The organism is Streptomyces sp. NBC_00224 (assembly GCF_041435195.1).
Lineage (GTDB): Bacteria > Actinomycetota > Actinomycetes > Streptomycetales > Streptomycetaceae > Streptomyces.
In genome coordinates this window covers 4,026,276-4,049,230 of sequence record NZ_CP108106.1, presented here as the reverse complement: position 1 = coordinate 4,049,230, position 22,955 = coordinate 4,026,276, and the positions used below count along the sequence as shown (strand labels likewise).

The following is a 22,955-nucleotide window of genomic DNA, read 5'->3' as shown; positions in this document are numbered from 1 at the left end:
CGAGGGGTTCGCCTCCGTGGTGACGGAGGCGAGAGGACGGACCCACCGGGATCCACGCCCGGGGCGCAACATCGCGCCCGGGGCCCGGCCCATAGGTCATTCACTGTCTTCAGAACCGGAATAAGTAATTCCGGTCCTTGTGCAGAAAAGAGACCCTTGGCGCGCCAAGCAGGCCAAAGGTCCCCGTGTTAGTGCTAAAGGCGTTGAGACACCATACGACACCACACAGCCGCATATGGAAGGACTTGAGATATGGATCACAGGCGCTGCTGGAACCATCTGCCCACATTCGAAGGTGGTTAACAGGATCGCATCCCAGAGCCGCAGGGGCGGACGGGCAAAAGACGATCAAGGAACGGCCGCCGGACGATCAAGAGGCGGTCAGGGGACGATCAAGAACGGGCGCGGCCCCCAACCCCGGCCGATCCCTGACGGGTTCCACGGACAGGCCGTCCCGGTCGCGGACTACCATCACCCCCATGACCCGTGTACTGCTCGCCGAGGACGACGCGTCCATCTCGGAGCCGCTGGCCCGCGCACTGCGTCGGGAGGGTTACGAGGTCGAGGTCCGCGAGGACGGCCCGACCGCCCTCGACGCCGGACTGCAGGGAGGCGCCGACCTGGTCGTACTCGACCTGGGGCTGCCCGGCATGGACGGCCTGGAGGTGGCCCGCAGGCTCCGCTCCGAGGGCCACACCGTCCCGATCCTGGTGCTGACCGCCCGCGCCGACGAGGTGGACACCGTGGTCGGCCTCGACGCCGGCGCCGACGACTACGTCACCAAGCCGTTCCGGCTGGCCGAGCTGCTGGCCCGGGTGCGGGCCCTGCTGCGGCGCGGCGCCACCGAGCCGGCCCCCCAGCCCGCCACCCACGGCGTACGGATCGACGTCGAGTCGCACCGCGCCTGGATGGGCGACGAGGAGCTCCAGCTCACCGCCAAGGAGTTCGACCTGCTGCGGGTCCTCGTGCGCGACGCGGGCCGGGTCGTCACCCGCGACCAGCTGATGCGCGAGGTCTGGGACACCACCTGGTGGTCCTCGACCAAGACGCTCGACATGCACATCTCCTGGCTGCGCAAGAAGCTCGGCGACGACGCCGCCAACCCGCGCTACATCGCCACCGTCCGCGGCGTCGGCTTCCGCTTCGAGAAGAGCTGACGACCCGCGGCCCGTACGTCCTGGGACACTGAGCCATGCGCCGCCGACTGATCAACTCCACGCTCGCCGTGGTGCTCGTGGTGATCGCCGTCTTCGGCGTCTCCCTCGTCATCGTCGAGACCAGGACGATCAGCAGTAGCGCCCAGGAGAGCGTGAACTCCGAGGCGCTGCGGCTCGTCAGCGTCATCGACAGCCGGATGCTCGCGGGCGAGACGGTCGGCCCCCAGTCGCTGGCCGGGGTCGGCCCCGACCGCTACGCCCGCATCGACATCCCCGGCCGCGCCCCCATCGAGCTCGGCTCCCGGCCCAGCGGCTCGCTCATCCGCGGCACCGCCACCGGCGCGCGCGGCGAGGCCGTCCTGGTCGAGGAGTCCCGCTCCACGGTCACCCGGGAGGTCGGGCGCACCCTGCTGATCATCGGCGCGGTGGCGCTGCTCGCCATCGTCTCCGCGGTGCTCCTCGCCGTACGCCAGGCCAACAAGCTGGCCTCCCCGCTCACCGATCTGGCCGAGACCGCCGAGCGGCTCGGCTCCGGCGACCCGCGTCCCCGCCACAAGCGGTACGGGGTGCACGAGCTGGACCGGGTCGCCGACGTCCTGGACTCCTCCGCCGAGCGGATCGGCAAGATGCTCACCGCCGAGCGCCGGCTCGCCGCCGACGCCTCCCACCAGCTGCGCACCCCGCTCACCGCGCTGTCCATGCGGCTGGAGGAGATCGCCCTCACCGACGACCTGGACACGGTCAAGGAGGAGGCGACGATCGCGCTCACCCAGGTCGAGCGGCTCACCGACGTGGTGGAGCGCCTCCTCACCAACTCCCGCGACCCCCGGATCGGCTCGGCCGTCGTCTTCGACCTCGACGAGGTGGTCAAGCAGCAGCTGGAGGAGTGGCGCCCGGCCTACCGCAGCGCGGGCCGCGCGATCGTGCGCTCCGGCAAGCAGGGGCTGCGGGCGGTGGGCACCCCGGGGGCGGTCGCCCAGGTCCTGGCGGCGCTGATCGAGAACTCGCTGATGCACGGCGGCGGCACGGTCGCGGTGCGCACCCGGGTCACCGGCAACCAGACCGTGATCGAGGTCACCGACCAGGGGCCAGGTGTGCCGGCCGACCTCGGGGCGCGGATCTTCGAGCGGACCATCAGCGGCCGCAACTCCACCGGCATCGGCCTCGCGGTCGCCCGCGACCTGGCGGAGGCGGACGGCGGCCGCCTGGAGATGCTCCAGCAGCAGCCCGCGGTGTTCGCGCTGTTCCTGAGCCGCAACGCGCGCGACCCACGCGACCCGCGCGAGCCGGAGCAGACGATCAGATGACCGGATTACGCCCCTGATTCACGGGCTCGAAGGATCAGGAGCCGGAATTGTTGCGGGCGTACGGCTGAGGGGCATCGCCGAGAAAGGATTCGGCGGTCTCCACGGCCTCCCGGGCGGGCAGCGCCCGGAACACCCAGGTGCGGTACGACCAGAACCGGAAGACCGTGCCGAGGCCGAGGCCCACCACGTTCTTGGCGACATTGTCGGCGACCGTCGAGGTGTAGCCGAAGCCGTAGTGCGAGAGCGCGAGGACACCGTTCTCGATCACCAGGCCGATGCCGCTGAACAGCAGGAACAGCATCAGCTCCCGGCTGCGCCGGCCGCTGTCGGTGTGCCGGTAGGTCCAGTAGCGGTTGCCGACGTAGTTGGTGGCGATGGCGACGGCGGTGGCGATGACGCCGGAGCGTACGACCGCGAGGTGGGCCACGTGCATGCACAGGTTGAAGACGATCGCGTTGACGACGAACCCGATGGCGCCCACGGCGCCGAACTTCGCGATCTCCCGGGCGAGCAGCTGCAGTCGCGTACGCAATGCGCCCCGTTCACTCATGGTGATCGCCCAGCCCCGTTCGGTTCAGTGTCGTTCTCGGTATCGGTGTCGTTCGCCGTACGCCAACCCGGCCATGCTAACCAGCGCCTCTGGGCATTGCTCGTGGACGCCCGCAAATCCCGGCCACGCCCGGCCCCGGCGGGGTCCACGGGCCGCTCCGGCGAGGGCCCCGGGGACGGCGGATACCCTGGGGGTGTGACGTTCCCGGTAGTCGGCATGGTCGGCGGCGGTCAGCTCGCCCGTATGACCCACGAGGCGGGCATCCCCCTCGGCATCAGATTCAAGTTGCTCAGTGACACCCCCCAGGACTCGGCGGCCCAGGTGGTGAGCGAGGTCGTCATCGGCGACTATCGCGACCTGGACACGCTGCGCGCCTTCGCGCGCGGCTGCGATGTGATCACCTTCGATCACGAGCACGTACCCACCGAACACCTGCGGGCCCTGGAGGCGGACGGCATTCCCGTCCGGCCGGGGCCCGACGCGTTGGTGCACGCCCAGGACAAGGGGGTGATGCGCGCCAAGCTCGACGAGATCGGCGCGCCCTGCCCCCGCCACCGGCTGGTGGCGGACCCGGCCGACGTGTCGCGGTTCGCGGCGGAGGGCGAGGGCTACCCCGTCATCCTCAAGACGGTGCGCGGCGGCTACGACGGCAAGGGCGTGTGGTTCGTGCGCTCCGAGGCGGACGCGGCGGACGCCTTCAAGGCGGGCGTGGCGGTCCTGGCCGAGGAGAAGGTCGACTTCGTACGGGAGCTGGCCGCCAATGTGGTCCGCTCCCCGCACGGCCAGGCCGTGGCCTACCCGGTCGTCGAGTCGGTCCAGGTCGACGGCGTCTGCGACACCGTGATCGCCCCCGCGCCCGACCTCGACGAGGAGCTGGCGGGCGAGGCCCAGCAGCTGGCCCTGCGCATCGCGGACGAGCTGGGCGCGGTCGGCCACCTCGCGGTCGAGCTCTTCGAGACCCGCGACGCCGACGGTGTGCCGCGCATCCTCGTCAACGAGCTGGCCATGCGCCCGCACAACTCCGGCCACTGGACCCAGGACGGCGCGATCACCTCGCAGTTCGCCAACCACGTCCGGGCCGTGCTCGACCTTCCGCTGGGCGACCCGCGCCCGAGGTCGAAGTGGGCGGTCATGTGCAACGTGCTCGGCGGCGACTACCCGGACATGTACTACGCGTATCTGCACTGCATGGCCCGCGACCCCCAGCTCAAGATCCATATGTACGGCAAGGACGTGAAGCCCGGTCGTAAGGTCGGCCACGTCAACACCTACGGCGACGACCTCGCTGACGTGCGCGAGCGCGCCCGTCACGCGGCCGACTACCTCAGAGGAACGATCACCGAATGAGCAGCGCGTCTCCTGTCATTGGCATCGTCATGGGCTCGGACTCCGACTGGCCGGTCATGGAGGCCGCCGCCCAGGCCCTGCACGAGTTCGAGATCCCGTACGAGGTCGACGTGGTCTCGGCGCACCGGATGCCGCACGAGATGATCGCGTACGGCGAGCAGGCGGCGGACCGCGGTCTGAAGGCGATCATCGCGGGCGCGGGCGGGGCGGCCCATCTGCCCGGCATGCTCGCCTCGGTCACCCCGCTGCCGGTGATCGGCGTCCCGGTCCCGCTGAAGTACCTGGACGGCATGGACTCCCTGCTGTCCATCGTGCAGATGCCGGCCGGGGTGCCGGTGGCGACGGTCTCGGTGGGCGGGGCGCGCAACGCGGGCCTGCTGGCCGCCCGTATCCTGGCCGCCCACGACCCCGAACTCCTCGCGCGCATGCGGGAGTTCCAGCAGGAGCTGAACGACCAGGCGACGGAGAAGGGCAGGCGGCTGCGCTCCAAGGTGGAGGCCTCGGCGTCCTTCGGCTTCGGAAAGTGAGCACGGTGGACCACCTCGCGCGAGCCCGTACGCTGCTGGCCCAGCACCCCGTCGTCGACGGCCACAACGACCTCCCCTGGGCGCTGCGCAAGCAGGTCCGCTACGACCTCGAACGCCGTGACGTCGGCCGGGACCAGACCGGCCATCTGCACACCGACATCCCCCGGCTGCGGGCGGGCGGGGTGGGCGCGCAGTTCTGGTCGGTGTACGTGCGTACGGACCTGGCGGGCGACGAGGCGGTCAGCGCCACGCTTGAGCAGATCGACTGTGTCGACCAACTCATCGCGCGCTACCCCGGGGACCTGGCGGGGGCGCTGACGGCGGACGGGATGGAGAAGGCGCGGGCGGAGGGCCGCATCGCCTCGCTCAAGGGCGCGGAGGGCGGCCACTCCATCAACAACTCCCTCGCCACGCTACGGGCGTTGTACGCGCTGGGCGTCCGCTACATGACGCTGACCCACAACGACAACACCGCCTGGGCGGACTCGGCGACGGACGCGCCGGGGGTCGGGGGCCTGTCCCCGTTCGGCCACGAGGTGGTCCGCGAGATGAACCGCCTCGGCATGCTCGTCGACCTCTCGCACGTGGCGGCGACGACGATGCGGGACGCGCTGTCGACGTCGTCGGCGCCCGTGATCTTCTCCCATTCCTCGGCGCGGGCGGTCTGCGACCACCCGCGCAACGTGCCCGACGACGTGCTGTCGCTCCTCCCCGGCAACGGGGGAGTGGCCATGGTGACCTTCGTACCGAAGTTCATCCTGCCCGCGGCGGTGGAGTGGACGGCGGCGGCGGACGAGAACCTGCGCGCGCACGGGCTGCACGCGCTGGACACCTCGCCCGAGGCGATGGCGCTGCACGCCGCCTTCGAGGCGGCGCACCCGCGTCCGGTCGCTTCCGTGGTGACGGTGGCGGACCACCTCGACCACATGCGCGCGGTCGCCGGGATCGACCACGTCGGCATCGGCGGCGACTTCGACGGCACGGCGTTCACCCCGTCCGGCCTGGACGACGTCTCCGGCTACCCCAACCTGATCGCCGAGCTCCTCAGCCGCAGCTGGTCCGAGGCGGACGTGGCCAAGCTGACGTGGGGGAACGCGGTGCGGGTGCTGCGGGATGCGGAGGCGGTGGGGCGGGACGAGCGGTCGCGGCGGGGGCCGTCCAACGCGACGCGGGAGTCCCTGGACGGTTAGCCCCACCCCGCCCCTTCCCCTAGACCCTCCGGGGGTGGGTTCTCCTGGGGGCTACGCCCCCGGACCCTGTTCGTCTGCGGACCGTCCGTGGCTGGTCGCGCAGTTCCCCGCGCCCCTTAGGCAACTCCAGCCCCTCCCGAGTGCGAGGTGCGGGCCCCTTGAGGGGCGCGGGGAACGGCGCGAGCAACCCACCACAACCCGCAGACGAACACCGGGCCGATAAGGGGCGCGGGGAACTGCGCGACCAGCCCCCACCGGGTCCGCAGACAAACGGGGGGTCGGGGAGGCGAGGGCGGGGCCTCCCCCGAACGCCCCGTCCGCCGTGTCCTCCCGCCGCCCCCATGTGATCGTGGCCGTACTGCCGTCGCCGAGGCCGAACCGGGAGACCGTCATGGCAGATCTGCAGGACGAGGCCGACGTCGCCACCGCCGCGATAGGCGCACCCGACCGCCCCACCCCCCGGAAACGCGGCTCCAAGCCCAAGCCCGGCAACCCCGCGCCGAAGGCCGACGCACCGAAGGCCGACGCGCCAGAAGCCGACGCATCGGAAGCCGCACCCGAAGCCGGGCCGGAAGCCGTTGCCCCCGGCGACACCCTCGACCCCGACGTGCGCACCCGCATCCACACCCTCCTCCGCGCACACCCCGTCGCCGACGGCTACAACACCCTCGCCCAGGTGCTCGTGAACACCCCGTGGCACGACGTCGAGCTGGGGGAGAGTTCGCTCGACACCGACATCCCCCGGCTCCGGCACGGCGGCGTCGGCGCGCAGTTCTGGTCGCTGATGGTCGCCGGCGACTGCCCCGACCCCGTCAGCGCCACCCTGGAACGCGTCGACCGGCTCCGTACGCTCGTGGACGCCTGCCCGGAGGGGCTGCGGCTCGCGCAGACCGTCGGGGACCTCGCGGACGCCCGTAACCACGGCCGTATCGCGTCGCTCTTCGGGCCGGTGGCCGCTCACGCGCTGGGCGACTCGCTGGGCACGGTCCGGGCGTACCACGCCCTCGGCGTACGCGCGGTCGCCCTCACCGCCACCGCGAGCTGGACCCGCGCGGGCCTGACGCGCTTCGGGCAGGAGGTCGTACGGGAGCTCAACCGGCTCGGTATGGCCATCGACCTGTCCGGCGCGGCCCCGGAGACCATCCGCCAGACCATCGGCGCCGCCAAGGCCCCGCTGATCTTCACCCGCTCGGCCGCCCGCGCCCTCACCGACCACCCGCTCAACGTCACCGACGAGCTCCTCGCCGGGCTCCCCGAGAACGGCGGGGTCTGTCTGGTGAGCTTCGCTCCCGCGCAGGTCGCGCGGTCCGGGCGGCCCGCCTGCGCGCAGGACGTCGCCGACCACATCGAGCATCTGCGCGGCGTCGTCGGGCCGGACCACATCGGCCTCTCGGGCGGGTACGGCCTGACGCCGGGCGCCCCGCGCACCGTCGGCCTGGAGGACGCCTCCTGCTACCCCGTACTGCTCGCCGAGCTGATCGGCCGCGGCTGGGGCGACGCCGATCTCGCCGCGCTGACCTGGGGGAACTTCGCCCGGGTCATCCGTGACGTGGACTTCGCCGCCCGCGCGGCCCAGCCCCGCCGAGGGCCCTCCACGGCCACCATCGAGGATCTGGACCCGCGGTAGATCGGGCCGACTACGCCCTCGGGCGGCCCATCGCCCGGAACGTCCAGCCCGCCTCGCGCCACTTCACCGAGTCCAGCGCGTTCCGCCCGTCCAGGACGATCCGGGCGCCGGCCACCTCGCCCAGCGCCGCCGGGTCCAGCTCGCGGAACTCGCGCCACTCGGTGAGGTGGAGCACCACGTCCGCGCCCCGCACCGCGTCGAGCGCGGTGTCCGCGTACCCCAGCGTCGGGAACATACGGCGGGCGTTGTCCATGCCCTTGGGGTCGTAGACGGTGACCTGGCCGCCCTGGAGGTGGATCTGCCCGGCCACGTTCAGGGCGGGCGAGTCGCGTACGTCGTCGGAGTCGGGCTTGAAGGTCGCGCCGAGCACGGCGACCCGCTTGCCGAGGAAGGACCCGCCGCCGAGCGCCTCCCGCGCCATCTCGACCATCTGGCCGCGGCGGCGCATGTTGATGGAGTCGATCTCGCGCAGGAAGGTGAGCGCCTGGTCGGCGCCGAGCTCGCCGGCCCTGGCCATGAACGCGCGGATGTCCTTCGGCAGACAGCCGCCGCCGAACCCGATCCCGGCCCGCAGGAACTTCGAGCCGATCCGCTCGTCGTGCCCGATGGCCTCGGCGAGCTTCACGACATCCCCGTCCGCGGCCTCGCACACCTCGGCCATGGCGTTGATGAACGAGATCTTGGTGGCCAGGAAGGAGTTCGCGGAGGTCTTCACCAGCTCGGCGGTCGGGAAGTCGGTCACCACGAACGGCGAGCCCTCGCCGACCGGGGTCGCGTACACCTCGCGCAGCAGCTTCTCGGCCCGCTCGCTCTCCACGCCGACCACAAGCCGGTCGGGGTGCAGGGTGTCGTTCACGGCGAAGCCCTCGCGCAGGAACTCGGGGTTCCAGGCCAGGTCCACGCCCTCGGGCAGCCCCGCGGCGAGCCGGGCGGCGGACCCGACCGGCACGGTCGACTTGCCGACCACCAGCGCGCCCTGGCGCAGATGCGGAGCCAGCGACGTGAAGGCGGCGTCGACGTACGACATGTCGCAGGCGTACTCGCCGTGCTTCTGCGGGGTGTTCACACAGACGAAGTGCACATCGCCGAAGGCGCCGACCTCCTCCCAGGAGGTGGTGAAGCGCAGCCGCCCGCTGGATCCGTCGATCCCGGCGACGTGCTTGCGCAGCAGGTCCTCAAGGCCCGGCTCGTACATCGGCACGCGCCCCTGCGACAGCATCTCGATCTTCTCGGGGACGACGTCGAGGCCCAGCACCTCGAATCCCAGCTCCGCCATGGCCGCGGCGTGGGTGGCCCCGAGGTATCCGGTGCCGATCACAGTGATCTTGAGGGCCATGCGGTGCTCCTGGGAGGTACGGGCTTTGCGGGCGCTGCCCGAGCATAGTCGGGGGCGTACGGGCCCCGTGATCCGCACTGATCCGAAGCGGACGGCGAGGCGATCACCGAGGCCGTCGGCGCCTGTCGTCAAACTCACGTATGCCCCGGGGCGTACACCCCTCTAAAATTAAGGTTACTTAACGGTAGTTAGCGCCCTTGGGAGTGAGTCACCTTGGCCGGAACGGCTGATTTCGACCTGTACCGCCCGTCCGAAGAACACGACATGCTCCGCGACGCGATCCGCTCGCTCTCCGAGGCGAAGATCGCGCCGTTCGCGGCCGAGGTCGACGAGGAGGCCCGCTTCCCGCAGGAGGCGCTGGACGCCCTGGTCGCCAACGACCTGCACGCCGTCCACGTCCCCGAGGAGTACGGCGGCGCCGGCGCCGACGCGCTCGCCACCGTCATCGTGATCGAGGAGGTGGCCCGCGTCTGCGCGTCCTCCTCCCTCATCCCGGCCGTGAACAAGCTCGGCTCGCTCCCGGTGATCCTCTCCGGCTCCGAGGAGCTGAAGAAGAAGTACCTGGGCCCGCTGGCCAAGGGCGACGGCATGTTCTCGTACTGCCTCTCCGAGCCGGACGCGGGCTCGGACGCGGCCGGCATGAAGACCCGCGCGGTCCGCGACGGCGACTTCTGGGTCCTCAACGGCGTGAAGCGCTGGATCACCAACGCGGGCGTCTCCGACTACTACACGGTCATGGCCGTGACGGACCCGGAGAAGCGCTCGAAGGGCATCTCCGCCTTCGTCGTCGAGAAGTCGGACGCCGGCGTCTCCTTCGGCGCCCCGGAGAAGAAGCTCGGCATCAAGGGCTCCCCGACCCGCGAGGTCTACCTCGACAACGTCCGCATCCCCGCCGACCGCATGATCGGCGCCGAGGGCACGGGCTTCGCCACGGCGATGAAGACCCTGGACCACACCCGCATCACCATCGCGGCCCAGGCCCTCGGCATCGCCCAGGGCGCCCTCGACTACGCCAAGGGCTACGTCAAGGAGCGCAAGCAGTTCGGCAAGCCGATCGCCGAGTTCCAGGGCATCCAGTTCATGCTCGCCGACATGGCGATGAAGATCTCCGCGGCCCGCGCCCTCACCTACCAGGCCGCCGCGGCCTCGGAGCGCGGCGACGCGGACCTGACCTACCTGGGCGCGGCGGCGAAGTGCTTCGCCTCGGACGTCGCCATGGAGGCCACCACGGACGCCGTCCAGCTCCTCGGCGGCTACGGCTACACCCGCGACTACCCGGTCGAGCGCATGATGCGCGATGCCAAGATCACCCAGATCTACGAGGGCACGAACCAGGTCCAGCGCATCGTGATGGCGCGCAACCTGCCGTAGCGGTAAGCGAGTCGGGCCCGCATCCGTGAGTCACGGATGCGGGCCCGAGGCGTGTTCGGGGGAGTGTGCTCAGCCGTCGGTGCGGCGGCGGCGTGCCGCCAGGAGTGCGCCCGCGCCGACCGCCACGGCCGCGCCGCCCGCGAGGGCGAGCTTCGGGGTGGCGGAGGAGGAACCCGTGGCGGCGAGGGTGCCGGTGGTGGGGTTCAGCGGGGTGCTGGACGTCGTGCCCTGCGTCTTGTTGTCCGGGGTGTTCGCCTTGCCCTTGCCGGGCTTGGCCGGGTCGACCTGGCCGGGCTCGGTGCCGGCCGCGAGGATCTCGAAGTCGTACTCGGCCAGGTCCGGCGAACCACCGCACGAGCCGTCGGCGTTGCGGTAGTCACCCGCGACGAACGCGATACCCGGGCCCGCCGGGGCCTTGGCGTCGATCTTGAGGCGGAGCTTGAGGTCGACGTGGCGGCCGTTGCCCAGCTTGTTGACGACGCCCGCGCGGTGCAGCGCGTCGACGTCCTTCCAGCCGCCCGAGGCGGCGGTGGACCACTGGAGGTGCAGCAGGTCGTCGGTGACCTTGTAGCCGCTCTTGTCGGTCGCGTGGAGGTACGTGAACGGCAAGACCTTGTCGAGGGTCCGGCCCGTGTCGTTGGCGACCCGGAGCGAGAAGTCGGTGGTCGTACCCGCGACGATCTTCGACGGCAGGCCGGTCGCGACCGTGGTGAGCTTCGCGTCGTAGTCGCAGGGCGGGTTCTCGGCCGCCTTCTTCGCGTCCGCGAGCGCCTCGTCGGCCGCCTCCTTGGCGGCGCGCGTGATCCGCACCGCCTCCGAGGCCGTGTTGAGCGCCTTGAAAGCGGCGACCTCCGCGTCCTTCGCCTCCTTGGTGGCCGCCTTGGACTTCTCCACGGCGGTCTTCTCGACGCCGGCCGCCTTCTCGGCTTCCTTCTTGGCGTCCTCGACCGCCTGCTGGGCCGCGGCGCGGTCCTCCGCCTTGGTGTCGGCGGGCAGCTTGTCGAGGATGGACTGCGCGTCCGAGAGAGCCTTGTCGGCGACGGCCTTCGCGGCGGTCGCGGCGCCCGCCTCCTTGTCGGCGGCCTTGGCCTTCACATGGAGCGGCGAGCTCTCGGAGGTCGCCGCGACCACGGCCTGCTTGGCGGTCTCCTCGGCGGCGAGGGCGTCCTGGTACGCCTTCTTCGCCGCGGCGGCCGCCTTCTCCAGCTCCGCGATGGTCGGCTTCTTCTTCTGCGTCTGCGACGGCGGCTGCGCGTCGGCGAACGCCGACCCGGCCGACAGCATCACGACGGGCGCGGTGACAGCGGCGGCGACGGCCGTCGCCAGAACACGGCGAATCTTCACTGGAGCCCTTTTCTGGGTTCGAGAGAATGCATGAGTACGCGTGATCGTATGACCGCGACCAGGCCGCCCATAGGGCTTTCTTCACGCCAAAAGCCCCGCCCTGGCCGCCGGACGGGCGAGCAAAGCGGGGCAAGGGCGGGCAGTTGTGCAGAGCCCTGTGATTTCTCTGTGAGTCTTGTCGCGCCCGGCGCGCTTCGAGCGGCGATCCACCCACTCTGACAGAGCGTCAGCGCGACGAAGTCACCGTGACCTTCTGGTCGTTGTTCAGCTCGTTCACCAGCTGCTTGACCTTCGCGGTGTCCCACGTCAGGGACGACTGGGGGCCGTTGCCGGAGATCGGCATGTTCATCGACGTGCCGCCGCCGCTGGTGACCCCCTTCATCGCCCAGAACATCTCGCCCAGGTCGAACAGGCCCATGTCCTTGTCGACGACCAGCGTGTCCAGGCCCGCGCCCATCACCGGGTACAGCTTGAACGGGTTGAGCACGGTCGACGGGGTCGCGGTCTGCGCGGCCAGCGCCGACAGGAAGCGCTGCTGGTTCTTGGTGCGCTCCAGGTCGCCGGCCGCGTACCCGTGGCGGTTGCGGACGAAGGCCAGGGCCTGCTGGCCGTCGAGGGTCTGCTTGCCCTTCTTGAAGTCGGCGCCCGAGTCCCGGTCCTTGATGTCCTGCGGGATGTCGATCTCCACGCCGCCGACCGCGTCCACGATGTTCGCGAAGCCCGCGAAGCCGATCTCGGCGTAGTGGTCGATGTGCAGCCCGGTGTTGGCCTCGATCGTGCGCACGAGCAGCTCGGGGCCGTCCATCGCGTACGCCGCGTTCAGCTTGTTGTGGCCCTTGGCCGGGAACAGCTTGCCGGACTGGGAGCCCTTGAAGCTGGGGATCTGCACCCACGAGTCGCGCGGCAGCGAGATCATCGTGTTCCCGTTGTCACCGGTGTGCAGGATCATCATCGAGTCGGTCCGCTTGCCCTCGGCGGAGCCGGTGTGCAGCTTCTTCTTGTCGTCCTTGGAGAGCCCGTCGCGGGAGTCCGAACCGACGATGAGGTAGTTGGTGCCCTTGCCGTCGCCGGGGCGGTCGATGACCTTCGACAGGTCCACCTCGCGGCGCACCTTGCCGTCGGCCCAGAAGTACGTGCCCACGGACACGCCGACCACGGCGACCACCAGGACGGCCGAGCCGATCATGATGCGGCGCTTCCAGTTCGCACGCGGCCTGGCGGGGGAAGACGCCGCGCCCGGCCCGCCCGGCCCGCCAGGACTGCGGCCGCCGGGCCCGTCGGGGCCGCGCCCGGACGGGGAGCCGTAGACCTGGCCGTCGCTGTAGCCGCTGTCGTACTGGCCGGGTGCGGGCACACCGTTGCCGTACTGCTGCTGTCCGTAGCCCTGCCCGTCGTCGTACGAGGGCTGCTGCGGCGGGACCGGGCGCTGCGGGCGCACGGGCGTGGAGCCCACGGGCCGCTGCACGTGGCGCATCACGCGCGGGCCGTCCGGCTGCGCGGCGGAGCTGCCGCGGCCGTAGCGCTCACCGCGGTCGTCGTCGGACCATCCGTCGTTCATGCCGTCAAGCATGCACGGGTCCCCCGCGTGTCTGACAGGGCGGGTGGGGATCTGGGCCCGGGCTGTTGCACAGCTGATGCAATGTACGTGCGATGAGCGCACGGGCGGCCGCGCATAAGCTGGTCGGTATGACTGATCTTCCGGGCAAGTCGACCTCGGCGTCCCGTACCACCCTGAGCCACATCATGACCGCCCATGACACGAACCTTCTGGGTACGGTCCACGGCGGTGTGATCATGAAGCTGGTGGACGACGCGGCGGGGGCGGTCGCCGGACGCCACTCGGGCGGCCCGGCGGTCACGGCGTCCATGGACGAGATGGCGTTCCTGATGCCGGTCAGGGTCGGGGACCTGGTCCATGTGAAGGCCCAGGTCAACTGGACCGGCCGATCCTCGATGGAGGTCGGCGTACGGGTCCTGGCCGAGCGCTGGAACGAGTCCACCCCGGCCCAGCAGGTCGGCTCGGCGTACCTGGTCTTCGCCGCGGTCGACGCGGACGGCAAGCCGCGCCAGGTGCCGCCGGTGCTCCCGGAGACGGAGCGCGACGAGCGCCGCTACCAGGAGGCCCAGATCCGCCGCACCCACCGCCTGGCCCGCCGCCGCGCGATCGTGGAGCTCCGGGAGAAGCGGGCGGCGGAGGGCCTGGACGACTAGGCGTACGCGCCGCGTCCTACGGGCCCGCGTCTTACGGGCCCGCGCCCTACGGGCACACCACCTCGTCCCCCCGCACCGTTTCGAACTCGCCCGCCCCCGACGCCTCCGCCCGTACCGGCGTCACCGCCTTGAAGTCCGTGCCCGCCGTCACCTTCAGGGTGGGGCCGAGGCCCTTGACCGGGCGGAGCTCGGCGCCGGGCAGGGCCGCTGCCAGGGACTTCGCCGAGCGGTCCCAGCGCGGGTCGTACTCGACGAGGGTGCGGTGGAGGTCCCCGGTGCCGCCCGCCATCGGGTTCCCCGTGGTGCGGAAGCCCGTGGCGCGCAGGGCGTCGTCCACGCGGCGGCCGAGACCGTCCGTGCGGGTGCCGTTGTAGACCTGGACCCGGATCCGGTCCGGCGCCACCTCGACCATCGCCCCGGGCGGCTTCCCCTTGCCGTCCTGCTGCCCGTGCGCCCGCGCCAGCGGCCGGTCCTCGCGCAGCTCCTCGAAGAGCTTCCGCGACTTCGCCGGGTCCCACTTCACCGTCGAGCCGATCCCCTTCACCGGGAAGCTCATCTGCCCGATCGGCACGGTCGCGAACTCCGACGACGCCGGGGAGAAGCCCCGCATCGTCCGGCCCAGCGAGAGGATCTCCTCCGCGCCGAAGCCCTGGTCCGCGCGGACCGACGACAGCAGCGTCGAGGCGACCTCGCGGAAGCGCACCGGGTTCATCAGTACGCCCGACCCCGTCGCCTTGTGGATCAGAGCCGCCATGAACCGCTGCTGGCGCTGCATCCGGCCGAGGTCCGCCGACCCGTCGGTGTGCCGGGAGCGTACGTACTGGAGCGCCTGCCCGCCGTCGAGCTCGTGCGTGCCCGCCGCGAGGTCGAGACCGGTGTACGAGTCCTTCATCGGCCGGGCCGTGCAGATCTGCACCCCGCCGAGCACGTCCACGGTCTTCATGAAGCTGGTGAAGTCGACCTCCAGATAGTGGTCCATCTTGAGGCCGGTCATGTGCTCCACCGTGCGCACGGTCAGCGCGGGCCCGCCCTCCGCGTACGCCGCGTTGATCTTCACGGGGTGCTGGTTGTGGTGCGCGCCGGTGTTCTGGTCGGTGTGCTCGGGGATCTCCGCGTAACTGTCGCGCGGGATGCTCACCATGCTCGCCCGGTTCCGGTCCGCCGAGACGTGCACGATCATCATCGTGTCGGTGCAGTGGCAGGGCGCCCCGCCCAGGCGGTACTTCTCCTTCTCCTCCGGCGTGATCGTGTCCCGGCCGTCCGTGCCGACGAGCAGGATGTTGGTGCCGTGCCCCGCCTGCGGCCGGTTCTTCATGTCCTTGAACGGGTCCACCCGCCCGATCCCGCCGTTCAGACTGGTCACCACGGCATGGCCGACCCCGCCCGCGCCGAGCACGAGGACCGAGAGGGTCGTCGCCATCCGCATGCCCCAGCGGGGCCGCTCGTCCTGCTGTCTGCCGCGGGGCGGGCCGGTACGGGGGGAACGGGAGCGGGGCGGCGTGGGCACGGGGACCTCCGCGGGCGAAAGGGGGATAGTGAGCACGGTAGGCCCATACGATCTGCGACAACCGGCGCCGCCCCGGCCGGGCGCAACGCTGTCCCCCGTTCGCGGTAACGTGAACCACGATGAACGCCACGCACCCCGCTGTTTCCGTGATCATGCCGGTTCTCAATGAAGAGCGGCATCTGCGCAACTCGGTCCGCCACATCCTGGAACAGGAGTACGACGGCGAGATGGAGGTGGTGATCGCGCTCGGCCCCTCCACGGACCGCACGAACGAGATCGCCGCCGAGCTGGTACGGGAGGACCCCAGGGTCCACACCGTCCCCAATCCCACCGGGCGCACGCCCGCGGCCCTGAACGCGGCCATCAAGGCCTCCCGTCACCCGATCGTGGTGCGGGTCGACGGCCACGGCATGCTCTCCCCGAACTACATCGCCACCGCCGTCCGCCTCCTGGAGGAGACCGGCGCGCAGAACGTCGGCGGCATCATGCACGCCGAGGGCGAGAACGCCTGGGAGGACGCGGTCGCGGCCGCCATGACGTCGAAGATCGGCGTCGGCAACGCGGCCTTCCACACCGGCGGCGCGGCGGGCCCGGCCGAGACGGTGTACCTGGGCGTCTTCCGGCGCGAGGCCCTGGAGCAACAGGGCGGCTACAACGAGGAGTTCATCCGCGCCCAGGACTGGGAGCTGAACTTCCGCATCCGCGAGGCCGGGGGCCTCATCTGGTTCTCGCCCGAGCTGAAGGTCCAGTACCGCCCGCGCCCGAGCGTGCGCGCCCTGGCCAAGCAGTACAAGGACTACGGCCGCTGGCGCCACGTCGTCGCCCGCTACCACGAGGGCTCCATCAACCTGCGCTACCTCGCCCCGCCGACCGCCGTCTGCGCGATCGCGGCGGGCGTCGTGGTGGGCGCGGCGCTCACCCCGGTGGGCTTCGTGATCCCGGCCGGCTATCTCGCCGCGATCGCGGCAGGCTCGTTCCCGGCGGGCAAGGGGCTGCCGCTCAAGGCCCGTCTGCGGATCCCGGTGGCGCTCGCCACCATGCACATGTCCTGGGGCTACGGCTTCCTGACCAGCCCGAAGGCGCTCGCCAAGAAGGTCATCGCGAGCCGCCGCCCGGCGGTCAAGGTCTGATCAGGGTCTGACCTCACGTACGTCATACGTACGAAAGGGGGCGCCCGGTGCTTCACAGCACCGGGCGCCCCCTTTTCGTGTCCGCGGGACCCGCGACTACCAGCGGTAGGGCCAGTACACGTCCATGCAGTCCGACTTGCTGGCGCCGTTGACGTTCTCCGTGTCCTTCAGCGGGTCGCTGTCCTCGGCGGCCTTCTTCGGGTACGTGGCGCCGGTGCGCCAGTCGGCGCCGACCGTGAGGGTCAGCGTGGAGACGTCGGCGGACACCTTCACCGCGCTGGAGGGCAGCTCCATCGCGGTGGCCACCGACAGCGCGTCGGCCTTGCCCTGCGCGCCCGCGCTCTTGGGGTACGTGAGCGTGGTGACCGAGGCCGAGCCGCGGGTGTCGGAGGCCTTCGCCTTGTAGAAGCCCTTGTTCTTCAGGGTGTCGGTGACCGTGGTCGCCCGCTTCTGGGTGGGCGCCGCGCCGTTGACGCCGGTGCCGTTGACGACGCTGAGCGCGAGCGAGCCGGCCGGGGTGGCCGCCGGGCCCTTGCTCTCCTGCTTGGCCGGGCCGTCGTCCTTCTTGTCGAGCGGCTTGTCCTCGCGCAGCATCGACCACAGCGCGTCGGCCGCGCCGGGCTTCGGAAGGGCGTGATCCTTGTTCTTGTAGTCCTGGATCCGCGGCATGGTCAGCATGTTGATCCGCTCCGTGGGAACGCTCTTCAGCTCCATGGCGAGGTCGTAGAGCTTCTTGACCGTGCCGAGCTCGCGGGAGACCTGGAGCGACTTGGTGGCGGTCTCGGCGAGGCCCATGATCCGGCCGGTGTCGGTGAACGCGTTCTGCTTCTTCAGCTGGCGGATCACCGAATTGAGGTACATGTGCTGGGCCTTGGCCCGGCCGAAGTCGCTCTCGAAGGCGTGCCGGGTGCGCAGCCACTGGAGCGCCTGCTCGCCCTTGACCGGGTGCGTTCCGGCGGTCAGCCGCAGGTGCGAGCCGCCGGGCACCTTGGGCTTGGGGCCGTCGTACACGTTCTGCTTGACGCACACGTCGGCGCCGCCGATCGCGTCCGCCATCGACACCACGCCCGCGAAGTCGACCATCATCCAGTGGTCGATGTAGACGCCGGTGAGCTTCTCCCAGGTGTCCAGGACACAGCCCGCGCCGCCCCGGCCCAGCGCCTCGTTGATGAGGGTGTTGGTGGCCGGCATGGTCTTCTTGGTCACCGGGTTCACACACGACGGGATGTCGACGCGGGTGTCGCGCGGAATGGAGGTCACCGAGGCGCTCTTGCGGTCCGCGGAGACGTGCATCAGCATCTGCACATCGGCCAGCGGCGGGTTGTTGGCGCTGTCCTTGGCGCCGCCGAGCTTGACGTTCTCGTCGCCCTTGCGGCTGTCGGAGCCGATCAGCAGGACGTTGAGCGGGGTCTGGCCGTCGGCGTTGGCCGCGGTCTTCTTGGCGTTGGAGCCGCCCGCGCTGCGGTCACCCTTGCGGATGTTGCCGTTGAGGTGCTGGTAGTACAGGTATCCGGCGCCGGCCGTGCCGAGTATGAGCAGGGCCAGCGTCGAGGCGACCCAGCGCAGTATTCGTCTCTTGCCCTTTTTCTTGACCCGTTTGCGCGGACCGCCGCGCCGGTGCCCGCCGCCGTCGGCGGCCGTGGCCTTCTCGGGTGCGCCCTTGCCGTCGTCCGGCCCGTCGCCGGAGGAGCGCGGGGCGGGCGGCTTGTCGCCGCCCCCCTCCTCGCCGTACAGCGACTCGTCCCAGCCGAGCTGATCGGCCTTTTGGACGCGCCGCGGCCGCGTTCCCTCCCCGCGCACGCTGTTCTGCCCCACCCCAATACCCCCTGTCTCAGGCGGTCCCCGTGCCCCGTAAGGGCCGGAAACCTGTTGTCACTTGGCACACGTCAGTTGCGTACGCATCAGTTGCATACGCGTGTCACTTGGCGCACACCGACTTGTCCGCTTCGACCTTCTGGATGCCCTCGGGCGCCTTGGCCGGAGCGGCGATCGGAATGCCGGCGCTCTTGAAGTCCGCGCCGAGGGTCAGCACCATCGGCGTCCTGCCCACCGCGTCCTGCGTCCCGGGCTTCAGCGCGCTCGCCGGCAGACCCATCAGATCGGCGAGTTTACGGGCCTGGTCCGCCTGGTTGGGCGCGTACGCCAGCGTGGTGGTCGCCAGCTTCGCCGGGGCGTTGCCGCCGTTCTCCGACTTCAGTACGCCCTTGCTGTTCTGCAGCCACACCAGCGTCTGGGATGCGGAGCCCGCCACCGCGCCGCCGTTGAGCACCTGGACGCGCACGGCGGACGCCTGCGCGCGGGTGCCCTTGAGGAGCGCCGCCTGGGCGTCCTTGGCCTGGTTCTCCTTCTTCTTCACCTCGGTGAAGGACACGTCCGAGCGCATCATGCTGAACACCTGCGGCGCCTTGTACGGGTCGACGACGACCGTCTTGTGCACCGGGCCGTCGGCCGGGTTGTCGATCACCGGCACGGTCGTGAAGGTCACGTTCTTCAGATCGACCTTGCTGAGGTCCTGCGCGAGGCTGGTCAGCTTCTTGATCGACCCTATGCCGGAGTCGACCGTGAGCGCCTTGGTCGCCGCGTTCGCCAGCCCGTACATCTTGGTCGGGCTGCTCAGCGTCGAGTCGGACTTCATCTTCCGCATCATCGAGCTGAGGAACTGCTGCTGCTGCTTGATCCGGTCCAGGTCGCTCTCGTTGCCGAAGCTGTGCCGGGTCCGTACGAACGCGAGGGCCTGCTCGCCCTTGATCTTGGAGACGCCGGCCGGGAGCTTGAGGTGCGACTTGGGGTCGTTCACCGGCTTGGTCAGACACACCTCGACGCCGCCGACGGCCGTCGACAGCTGCTTGACCGCGTTGAAGTCGGCCATCATGAAGTGGTCGACGCTCAGCCCGGTGAGCGCCTTGACCGTACGCATGGTGCAGCCCGGGTCGCGGCCGTCCTGGCCCAGGCTGGTGTTGAAGCGCACGTTCGCCTCGGACCGCACCGTCTTGCTGGTGCCGTCCTTCTGCTTGGTCGGGCACTCCGGGATGTTGGTGACCAGGTCGCGCGGGATGGACAGGGCCGTCGCGTTCGTCCGGTCCTTGGAGACGTGGAAGAGGATGTTGGTGTCGGCGTGGCCCTCGCTGCCCTTGTCGCCGTACCCCTCGTTGCCCTTGCCGGTGCGCTTGTCCGTACCGATGATCAGGATGTTGACCGGCCCGTCGGAGGTGGCGTGCTTGCTGCCCGCGTCACCGACGTCCACGGTGTTCAGGTTGTTGTTGAAGTGCTGGTAGAGCAGGTACGCGCCGGCCGAGCCCGCGACGAGGACGAACCCCATCACCCCGCCCGTCCACAGCAGCGCCTTCTTCTTGCGGGACGCCTTGGGCTTGCGCTTGCGCCGGCCCGGCGCGGCCGGGGAGCCGTCCTGGTCGCCGCCGGAGCGGCGGTTGTCGCGCTGGCCGGGGACGTCACGACGACGGGACGGGCCGCCTCTGCCGGGGGCGGTGGTTCTGCGCGGGGGAGTGCCTGCCGACGGGGACGACTGCGGTCCGGAGGGATTCAGTCGCAATTCGTAATTGCCCGTCTGCGGGTTGAGTACCCACTGGTCTGCCGGGTCGACTTCCTCTGCCCGCCCACGGCTCTGCGCATCCACGGTTGCCTTAGTCCTCCGTCGGTGCCACGCGAGTCACTTCCCCCAAAGCGCTCAGTCATTCGATCCTGCAGTGCGTGGCCTCGGGTGGCCACAAGCACCGGGTCGCGTCACACTATCTGCCCAGTTGAGCGAAGAGCGACGGCCGTGACAAATTCCACGCCCCTTACAACCGGGCAATCCGCCCAATCCGCATCCCCGCCTGTTCTCCGTTGACACACGCTTTACCCGCACATGCCCACGGCGGCATTCGAACCCGGGTACGTCGGCGCCGGGCTGGGGGAAGCGGGATCGTCGGGCTTGTCGTCCGACGGCGAGCCGTCCGACCCCTCCGCCGTCCCTCTCTGCGCATTGCCGTCCCCCTTGTCCTTCTCCGCGGCCCCGGCCGGTGCCACCTGGAGCGGCCGGTCGTCCCTCAGCTGCTGGAACAGCGTCCGCGCGTCCGGCTGGACCAGCTCGTCGCGGTTCGTGTCGTACGTGTACGGCTTGCGCGGCACGGTGAGGAACTGCACCTTGTCGGTCGGGATTCCGCGCATCCCGCGCACCAGGTCGTACAGGTCCTTCAGGGAATTCAGCCCCGGGTCGGTGGTCAGCGACTTCGTCATCGCGTCGAGCACCGGATAGAGCCGGGTCGGATTGAGCAGCACCCCATTGCTCTGCACCTTGCGCACCAGCGAGCCGAGGAACTGCTGCTGGCGGTCCATGCGCTCGGTGTCGCTGCCGTCGCCGAAGCCGTGCCGGGCGCGGACGAATCCCAGCGCCTGCTCGCCGTGGAGGGTCTGGCGGCCCGCCGGGAGTTTCAGATGCGCCTGCCGGTCGTCCACCGGCTGCTTGAGGCAGACCTCGACGCCGTCGACCGCGTCCACCATGTCCTTGAAGCCGCTGAAGTCGACGACCATGTGGTGGTCGACCCGGATTCCGGTGAGCTTCTCCACCGTACGAATGGTGCAGGCGGCGCCGCCGACCTCGAACGCCTCGTTGAACTGCGCGAATCGGACCTTGGTGCGGGTGCCGTCCTGCCTGAGGCAGTCCGGGACGTCCGCCATCAGGTCGCGCGGCAGCGAGACGGCGGTCGCGGACTTCCGGTCCGCCGCCAGGTGCAGCAGGATCGTGGTGTCCGAGCGCTGGCTCCCGCCGTCGTCGCGCCCGTATCTGCTGTTGCTGCCCGCGCGCGAGTCCGAGCCGATGAGCAGCAGGTTCTGCGCGTTGTCCGCGCCGGGCGGGGGGCGCTCCTTCTCGTAGCGCTCCAGCTCGGCGGCGGCCGTGGTGTCGGTGCGGATGTTGCCGTCGAGCTTGTTGTAGAACCACCAGCCGGTCCCGGCGGCGCCGAGCACGAGCAACGAGACGCCGACGGCGGTCCAACGCAGCCAGTGGTGACGGCGGTTGCCGGTGTCGGGCGTGTCGGACGCGTCGGGCGCGCCAGGTTCGCCGGGCCCGGTCGGCTCCGTCGGCCCGGTCGGCTCGGTCGGCTCGGGGGCGTCGGGCTGCTCGCCGGGCGCGTCGGGTTCCGTGGGCCCGGCCGGTCCCTGGGGTGTCGGCGTGTCCGGTCGTGGCTCGTCCTCGGCCCGGTGGTCGGGCGCGGGGGGCGGGCTGTCGGTCACGTCGGCGTCCATCCTTCACGGGTCGGCGGCGGGCGGAAAGCCGCCCGGGCACCCCGGTAGACGGTCGTCGCGCGCGCTTGGTTGTGTGGCGTACCGCCGATCATCCACCGGAGTTGTGCCCGGGACCCAAGGGACTCGGCCCGCTGTGGGCCACAAGGGTGGCGCCGCGGCGATGGTCGTACCGGGTGCGCGCGAGGGCCGTACGGCGGTGATCCCGGGGCCGGCCGGGCGGTCGCGCGGTGGCCGCGCGACCGCCGACCGGTGGCCGTTCCCGGCGGCCCGCGCCCGTCACACCGCCCGGTGGGTGACCCGCTCGCTCTCGATCCGCTTCTCCAGCCCGCCGTCGGCCAGTTGGCCGAGGTTGCGGCAGAGCACCACCGAGCCGCCGGAGGCCAGCGGCGCGTACAGGCCGCGCGCCAGCCCCTCCCAGCTGTCGTACGGGAGCGCCGACAGCAGCCGGGAGCCGGGCTCCAGGCCCAGGGCCGCGGCGTCGGCGCGGGCGCGCTCCACGAGCCCGGCCGCGCTCAGCTCGGCGCCGTCCACGGCGAGCGCGGGCCCCGCCGGGTCGACCGGTGCGTAGGGCGCGAACCGGTCGCCCTGGCTCGGCACCTCGACCGCGTAGTCCTGGAACCCGGCGGGCGGCTGCGGGAAGCGGCCGCCGAGCGGGCGCAGCGCGAGCGCCACCCGCTCGCCGGAACAGGCGCGGGCCGCGTCCAGCGTGTCCGGCCCCGCCACCACGAGGTCCGCGCCCGCCGGGTCGCCGCCGACCTCGGCGACCACGCCGACCGAGTGGCAGGCGAGCAGCCAGACGGCGCTCTGCCAGTGCGCGGGCAGCAGCAGCGCGAGCCGGTCGCCGGGCGCGGCGGCGAGGTCGCCCTGGAGCAGATTGGCGGTCTTGGCCACCCAATTGGCGAAGGTGGCCACCGAGAGTTCCACGCGTTCGCCGGTGGCGTCGTCGTAGAAGGTGACCAGGGGGCGGGCCGGGTCCGCGGCGAGCGCGGATCGCAGCAGGTCGGCGGGGGTGCGGTCGCTGGCGTTCACGCGGCAAGCGTACGGGTGGGGGCGCCGGGCGCGCCCGGGGAGAGCGCCGTCCGCGTACACCGGTTCGGCCGACGGCCC

General features: G+C 71.1%; 18 protein-coding genes. 9 read left to right on the top strand and 9 right to left on the bottom strand.

What is annotated here, in order from left to right:
• The first annotated feature begins 479 nt into the window (after window positions 1-479).
• Both OG965_RS17930 and OG965_RS17925 read left to right on the top strand, forming a co-directional pair.
• A complete protein-coding gene (locus OG965_RS17930) occupies window positions 480-1,157 on the top strand; it encodes a response regulator transcription factor (protein ID WP_100574199.1) in 678 nt (225 codons plus the stop codon).
• Window positions 1,158-1,192: 35 nt separating this feature from the next.
• Window positions 1,193-2,464, top strand: a complete 1,272-nt coding sequence (locus OG965_RS17925) for an ATP-binding protein (RefSeq protein WP_371653088.1) — start codon at window positions 1,193-1,195, stop codon at window positions 2,462-2,464.
• 34 nt (window positions 2,465-2,498) lie between these two features.
• Here the strand turns inward: OG965_RS17925 and OG965_RS17920 are convergent, their stop codons facing one another.
• Window positions 2,499-3,014 (bottom strand): GtrA family protein, encoded by a 516-nt coding sequence (locus OG965_RS17920; RefSeq protein ID WP_371653087.1) that lies wholly within the window; start codon window positions 3,012-3,014, stop codon window positions 2,499-2,501.
• Window positions 3,015-3,230: 216 nt separating this feature from the next.
• Between OG965_RS17920 and OG965_RS17915 the strand changes: the two genes are divergently transcribed.
• From OG965_RS17915 to OG965_RS17900, 4 genes are all read left to right on the top strand, one after another.
• Complete coding sequence (locus OG965_RS17915) at window positions 3,231-4,361, top strand: 5-(carboxyamino)imidazole ribonucleotide synthase (RefSeq protein WP_371656968.1); 1,131 nt, start codon at window positions 3,231-3,233, stop codon at window positions 4,359-4,361.
• Window positions 4,358-4,888 carry a 5-(carboxyamino)imidazole ribonucleotide mutase gene (purE, locus tag OG965_RS17910; RefSeq protein WP_371653086.1) on the top strand — a complete coding sequence of 177 codons (531 nt, stop codon included), beginning with the start codon at window positions 4,358-4,360 and terminating at the stop codon, window positions 4,886-4,888. The genes OG965_RS17915 and purE overlap by 4 nt, the downstream gene beginning before the upstream one ends.
• A gap of 5 nt (window positions 4,889-4,893) precedes the next feature.
• On the top strand, window positions 4,894-6,078 hold the full coding sequence (locus OG965_RS17905; RefSeq protein WP_371656967.1) for a dipeptidase: 1,185 nt from the start codon (window positions 4,894-4,896) through the stop codon (window positions 6,076-6,078).
• Window positions 6,079-6,469: 391 nt separating this feature from the next.
• Window positions 6,470-7,705, top strand: coding sequence for a dipeptidase (locus OG965_RS17900; protein WP_371653085.1), 1,236 nt, complete (start codon window positions 6,470-6,472; stop codon window positions 7,703-7,705).
• Window positions 7,706-7,715: 10 nt separating this feature from the next.
• Here the strand turns inward: OG965_RS17900 and OG965_RS17895 are convergent, their stop codons facing one another.
• Window positions 7,716-9,041: a UDP-glucose/GDP-mannose dehydrogenase family protein gene (locus OG965_RS17895; protein ID WP_371653084.1), complete on the bottom strand. Its 1,326-nt coding sequence runs from the start codon at window positions 9,039-9,041 to the stop codon at window positions 7,716-7,718.
• A 213-nt stretch (window positions 9,042-9,254) separates the two neighbouring features.
• On the opposite strand from OG965_RS17895, the gene OG965_RS17890 reads away from it, so the two are divergent.
• A complete protein-coding gene (locus OG965_RS17890; RefSeq protein ID WP_371653083.1) occupies window positions 9,255-10,412 on the top strand; it encodes an acyl-CoA dehydrogenase family protein in 1,158 nt (385 codons plus the stop codon).
• A 69-nt stretch (window positions 10,413-10,481) separates the two neighbouring features.
• Here OG965_RS17890 and OG965_RS17885 read toward each other — a convergent pair whose 3' ends face one another.
• Together OG965_RS17885 and OG965_RS17880 are read right to left on the bottom strand one after the other, a co-directional pair.
• Window positions 10,482-11,756 carry an LAETG motif-containing sortase-dependent surface protein gene (locus tag OG965_RS17885; RefSeq protein WP_371653082.1) on the bottom strand — a complete coding sequence of 425 codons (1,275 nt, stop codon included), beginning with the start codon at window positions 11,754-11,756 and terminating at the stop codon, window positions 10,482-10,484.
• Window positions 11,757-11,982: 226 nt separating this feature from the next.
• On the bottom strand, window positions 11,983-13,314 hold the full coding sequence (locus tag OG965_RS17880) for an LCP family protein (protein ID WP_371653081.1): 1,332 nt from the start codon (window positions 13,312-13,314) through the stop codon (window positions 11,983-11,985).
• Between the two features lie 128 nt (window positions 13,315-13,442).
• On the opposite strand from OG965_RS17880, the gene OG965_RS17875 reads away from it, so the two are divergent.
• Window positions 13,443-13,967 (top strand): acyl-CoA thioesterase, encoded by a 525-nt coding sequence (locus tag OG965_RS17875; protein ID WP_371653080.1) that lies wholly within the window; start codon window positions 13,443-13,445, stop codon window positions 13,965-13,967.
• Window positions 13,968-14,013: 46 nt separating this feature from the next.
• Here OG965_RS17875 and OG965_RS17870 read toward each other — a convergent pair whose 3' ends face one another.
• Entirely contained in the window at window positions 14,014-15,393 is a 1,380-nt protein-coding gene (locus OG965_RS17870; protein ID WP_371656966.1) for an LCP family protein, read from the bottom strand.
• Window positions 15,394-15,593: 200 nt separating this feature from the next.
• Here OG965_RS17870 and OG965_RS17865 point away from each other — a divergent pair, with 200 nt between their 5' ends.
• On the top strand, window positions 15,594-16,604 hold the full coding sequence (locus tag OG965_RS17865) for a glycosyltransferase family 2 protein (RefSeq protein ID WP_371653079.1): 1,011 nt from the start codon (window positions 15,594-15,596) through the stop codon (window positions 16,602-16,604).
• A 96-nt stretch (window positions 16,605-16,700) separates the two neighbouring features.
• On the opposite strand, the gene OG965_RS17860 is transcribed toward OG965_RS17865, so the two are convergent.
• From OG965_RS17860 to OG965_RS17845, 4 genes are all read right to left on the bottom strand, one after another.
• Window positions 16,701-18,419, bottom strand: coding sequence for an LCP family protein (locus OG965_RS17860; RefSeq protein ID WP_371653078.1), 1,719 nt, complete (start codon window positions 18,417-18,419; stop codon window positions 16,701-16,703).
• 103 nt (window positions 18,420-18,522) lie between these two features.
• Entirely contained in the window at window positions 18,523-20,238 is a 1,716-nt protein-coding gene (locus OG965_RS17855; protein WP_371653077.1) for an LCP family protein, read from the bottom strand.
• Window positions 20,239-20,459: 221 nt separating this feature from the next.
• Entirely contained in the window at window positions 20,460-21,848 is a 1,389-nt protein-coding gene (locus OG965_RS17850; RefSeq protein WP_371653076.1) for an LCP family protein, read from the bottom strand.
• 276 nt (window positions 21,849-22,124) lie between these two features.
• The gene (locus tag OG965_RS17845; protein ID WP_371653075.1) at window positions 22,125-22,877 is read right to left on the bottom strand and encodes a TIGR03089 family protein; all 753 of its coding nucleotides are present in this window, start codon (window positions 22,875-22,877) and stop codon (window positions 22,125-22,127) included.
• Between the last annotated feature and the right edge of the window lie 78 nt (window positions 22,878-22,955).